The organism is Frisingicoccus sp., from assembly GCA_016298055.1.
Lineage (GTDB): Bacteria > Bacillota > Clostridia > Lachnospirales > Lachnospiraceae > Frisingicoccus.
In genome coordinates this window covers 1-4,185 of record JAEDDO010000158.1, presented here as the reverse complement: position 1 = coordinate 4,185, position 4,185 = coordinate 1, and the positions used below count along the sequence as shown (strand labels likewise).

General features: G+C 41.2%; 6 protein-coding genes. 1 reads left to right on the top strand and 5 read right to left on the bottom strand.

From position 1 onward, the window contains the following. Window positions 1-260 (bottom strand): YrrC family ATP-dependent DNA helicase (locus QZZ35_RS09655; protein WP_330635650.1); only part of this gene is annotated, 260 nt, incomplete at its 3' end. 65 nt (window positions 261-325) lie between these two features. Next, on the bottom strand, window positions 326-1,321 hold the full coding sequence (locus QZZ35_RS09650) for a rod shape-determining protein (RefSeq protein ID WP_291237207.1): 996 nt from the start codon (window positions 1,319-1,321) through the stop codon (window positions 326-328). A 156-nt stretch (window positions 1,322-1,477) separates the two neighbouring features. Between QZZ35_RS09650 and QZZ35_RS09645 the strand changes: the two genes are divergently transcribed. Continuing rightward, window positions 1,478-2,419: a glycosyltransferase family 2 protein gene (locus QZZ35_RS09645; RefSeq protein WP_291237206.1), complete on the top strand. Its 942-nt coding sequence runs from the start codon at window positions 1,478-1,480 to the stop codon at window positions 2,417-2,419. 56 nt (window positions 2,420-2,475) lie between these two features. Here the strand turns inward: QZZ35_RS09645 and QZZ35_RS09640 are convergent, their stop codons facing one another. The 3 genes from QZZ35_RS09640 to QZZ35_RS09630 form a co-directional block, all read right to left on the bottom strand. Further along, window positions 2,476-3,540 (bottom strand): acyltransferase, encoded by a 1,065-nt coding sequence (locus QZZ35_RS09640; RefSeq protein ID WP_291237205.1) that lies wholly within the window; start codon window positions 3,538-3,540, stop codon window positions 2,476-2,478. Continuing rightward, entirely contained in the window at window positions 3,533-3,730 is a 198-nt protein-coding gene (locus tag QZZ35_RS09635) for a heavy-metal-associated domain-containing protein (RefSeq protein WP_291235252.1), read from the bottom strand. The genes QZZ35_RS09640 and QZZ35_RS09635 overlap by 8 nt, the downstream gene beginning before the upstream one ends. A 59-nt stretch (window positions 3,731-3,789) precedes the next feature. After that, window positions 3,790-4,185, bottom strand: a 396-nt coding sequence (locus tag QZZ35_RS09630; protein WP_291237204.1) for a heavy-metal-associated domain-containing protein, incomplete at its 5' end; no start/stop codon positions are given.

Genomic DNA, 4,185 nt, shown 5'->3' with positions numbered 1-4,185 from the left:
GCCCCTGAACCCAAATACCGTTCAATGGAAAATATATCCTCGGGAGCTTCAATAGAAAAAGACGAAATACGAAACTGACGTCCATAAGTCGCATGTTCGACATAGTCGCCTTCGGCCTTAATGTACTCGCCCTCATTCGCCATGGCCACCGTTCCCGTACACATCACTTCGTTGCCCTGACACATCAGGGAAAGCACTGTATATCCATTTTTCTCATTATGATAAACAATATGATCAATCAGACCATGAAGTGTCTCCATAGATTTCCTCCTGAAAATTTATACGCAAAAGAGGCTGAAAACGTTTTACATTTTCAGCCTGTCCATTATTTCTCACCTTTTTTAGCTTCCATAAATTCTGTGTAACGTCCCGTACCTATAGCAACAACTGAAATCGGATCATCCGCTAAAGTTGTCCGGATTCCCGTAATCTGTTCAATCAGCTTATCCATACCATATAAAAGACTTCCGCCGCCTGTCAGCAAAATACCTCTGGATGCTATATCTGCTGATAATTCGGGCGGTGTCTCCTCCAGAACCTTATGAAGTCCGGTAATGATCTGAGTCAAACAGCTCTCAAAAGCCACCTGGGTTTCGGCTGAACTTATCACAATCGTTTTAGGCAGTCCCGTCAGCACATTCCGACCACAGATCTCCATCGTTTCCTCTTCATCCCTTGGATATGCTGTTCCAATCTGTTTTTTGATCTCCTCCGCCGTCCGTTCACCGATCAGCAGCTCGTACTTCATCCGCAAATAACGTATGAGTGCATCGTCAAAATCATTGCCCGCCACCTTCAATGACTGACTCACAACTGTGTCACCATAAGAAATCACAGCTATATCTGTTGTTCCACCGCCAATATCTACGACAATATTCCCGAAAGGTTTTGAAATATCAATACCTGCCCCCAAAGCGGCCGCAATCGGTTCTTCTACAATAATAACATCCCTTGCGCCGGCTTCCATCGTCGCATCCACAACGGCCCGTTTCTCTACTTCTGTCACACCGCTCGGAACACATACTGTAATTCTCGGACGCCAGAATGTCTTACGTCCAACGGCTTTATGAATAAAATACCGCAGCATCTTCTCTGTAATCGTATAATCCGAGATAACACCCTGTCTGAGCGGACGCACCGCAGCAATATTCCCCGGTGTCCTTCCGATCATCTCCCGGGCTTCCTCACCGATACTTTTAATTTCATTCGTATCCCTGTCATAAGCCACAACAGAAGGCTCATGCAGTACAACGCCTGTTCCTCTTATATATACAAGAACACTGTCAGTTCCCAAATCGATTCCAATATCCGTTGCTAACATATGTGTCCCCCTTCACTATGCTTTTTGACCTTAGTATCTTTATATTATAACTGATTTTGCAAAAATTACCACCAGAATTGAATTAATAGTTTAAAAAAAGATAAAATAGTGTTAAAGTAAAAGAATTAAGATAAGATTTAAAGGAGATTCAACTTTATGGATAAAATCGCAGTATTAATTCCATGTTACAACGAAAGTAAGACGGTAAAAAAAGTCATTAACGATTACCAGGCCGTACTTCCCGAAGCAACAATCTATGTTTATGATAATAATTCCAGCGATGACACAGCTGCAATCGCCGAAGCAGAAGGAGCCGTTGTACGTCATGAATATCATCAGGGAAAAGGTAATGTCATTCGGCGTATGTTTCGTGAAATTGATGCCGAGGCTTATATTATGGTCGATGGAGATGATACCTATCCGGCAGAATTTGCCCGTGAGATGGTCGACAAAGTTTTAGACCGTCATGTGGATATGGTAGTCGGAGATCGTCTTTCATCCACATACTTTACAGAAAACAAACGTCCTTTCCACAATTTCGGCAATTCGCTTGTGAGAAACAGTATCAACACACTGTTTAAAAGTGATATTAAAGATATTATGACCGGATACCGGGCATTTTCCTATCAATTTGTCAAATCCTTCCCTGTGCTGTCCAAAGGATTCGAGATTGAAACCGAGATGAGTATTCACGCTGTCCACAAAAATCTGCTTGTGGAAAATGTCATTGTCACCTATCGTGACCGTCCGGAAGGCAGCGAATCCAAATTAAACACATACAGTGACGGATTCAAAGTCATCAAGACCATTATTAAACTTTATAAAAACTACAAACCTTTTGGCTTTTTCAGCATTCTTGCGGCCGTATTAATGCTATTAAGTGCCGGTTTCTTTATCCCGGTATTATTTGAATACTTTGCCACAGGTCTCGTCTTCAAATTCCCGACATTAATCGTCTGTGGCTTTGTCGCACTTGCAGCCCTCATATCTTTCTTCTCCGGTGTCATCTTGTCCACCATCAATGAAAAAAACCGTCAGGACTTTGAGATGCAGCTTCACGCCATTCAAAGGGAATACAATAAACTGCGCGAAAAATAAAAACAAGGGATTATCTCGAATTCATTTTTCAAGATAATCCCTTATTTTATATCAAATTATTTTTTACTGAATATCCGGCCAATTTTTCTTACACCTACAGAGATAATGAGAGAAACCATAAAAACTGTCACTGTCAGCAAAATCATAAAAAGAAGATCACTTCTTACCCAGTCATAAAGCATCGTCTGAAAAGACAGCCGGCCTAATATGTAAATCACAAAAAAATGGAACAGGTAAATATTAAACGTGTGTCCCGCAAGAAAAAGAATACCACTTTTCAACCATGTATTGCTCATCAACCAATTTTTTAAGCAAAACGTAAACACCGCAACACAGACAGCACACAAAAGTCCGATAGAGCTGTACCAGAAAAGTATATGATCTCCTGCTCCAATCCTAAAAGCATAAAATTGAAGAAGGATACGCACACTGTTCAGAATGCCAAATACCAATACAGACAAAACAAAATGCTTTCGTGTCGTCAACGCATCCCGATGCTTATATAAAATATGCCCCCAGATCACGATAATCGACGCCGGAATAAGAGCATTGATTGAATGATGAGAAAATTCAAACAATTGATTCCTGGTAATGTCATTTACAATAAATGCTCCTAAAGTCGCTATCATAAATACCTTTTCCCGCTGCTCATCCTCTTCAAGGTACTGAACTGTCGCTTTTAATACGGGAAAAATAAAAATAATGAGAGCATAGACATAAATGTACCACAGATGGCCTCCATACTTAACCGGGCTGTTCCACTTCAGCAGTTCCTTCACCACATCCAGACATTCTCCCGCCGTGTGAAAAATACTCTCTTTAAGCGTAACACCTTCTGCAATCCACTCACCAAAGAAAAAAGCAAAGCCGCTGAACAGCAATGTCGGTATTCCAATGCTTACCGCCGTCTTTTTCAACAGCTTTGCATAACTGTTATTCTTAAACAGAAAGAATCCGAGAATCAGCCAGAAAATGCCTACCGCATCCGCCACAACACAGGCAAATGCCAATCGGCTCACATCCACATATCCATCATGACAAATACTAAGTGTAATGTGTATACCGATCACCATCAGGCAGGCAAGCACTCTGGAAGATTCAACGGATATATCTTTATTCAATGCCTTTTACCTCAAAGCCTGCTTCATCAATGGCAGCCTTTAAAGCATTTTCATCATAGGCACCGTCAAATGTTGCACATTTATCTTCAAGGCTTACCTGAATATCCTTAACTCCAAGACCTTCCAGTGCCTCTGTCACATGCATCACACATTTCTGGCATCCCATGCCTTCAATCATTACTTTTGTCATCTTTCATTCCCTCCTTTTCGTTCTTTTATCTTATCACAGGACAGCAGGTTTTTAAAGCGTTAACCTTCCTGTTTTAAGCCTTTGTACTCATATCCGGCCTTTTCAATCGCTGCCCGGATTTCATCCTCCGGAACTTCCTCATTTACCCGGATCTTTACTGTTCCTGTCTGAAAATCCGCTTCCGCTTCATCAATCTGAGCAAATTTTTCCAGTGTTTTTTTCACCATTTTCTCACAATGGCCGCACATCATTCCATCAACTTCAAGAAACCTGATACTGGATGAATCCGGAATCTCTCTTTTGAAATTCTTCCTCATCTCCTCTGTGATATCCGAGATATCTATGCTGTGAATTTTTTTATCTTTCGCAGTACTGTGCACCTTAAAGAAATTAAGTCTCAGCGCATTGGATACAACACAGAAACTGGATAAACTCATAGCAGCCGCTCCAAACAT

Coding starts and splice junctions, on each gene's coding strand:
- QZZ35_RS09635 (WP_291235252.1), bottom strand. CDS start 3,730: ATGACAAAAGTAATGATTGAAGGCATGGGATGCCAGAAATGTGTGATG.
- QZZ35_RS09650 (WP_291237207.1), bottom strand. CDS start 1,321: ATGTTAGCAACGGATATTGGAATCGATTTGGGAACTGACAGTGTTCTT.
- QZZ35_RS09645 (WP_291237206.1), top strand. CDS start 1,478: ATGGATAAAATCGCAGTATTAATTCCATGTTACAACGAAAGTAAGACG.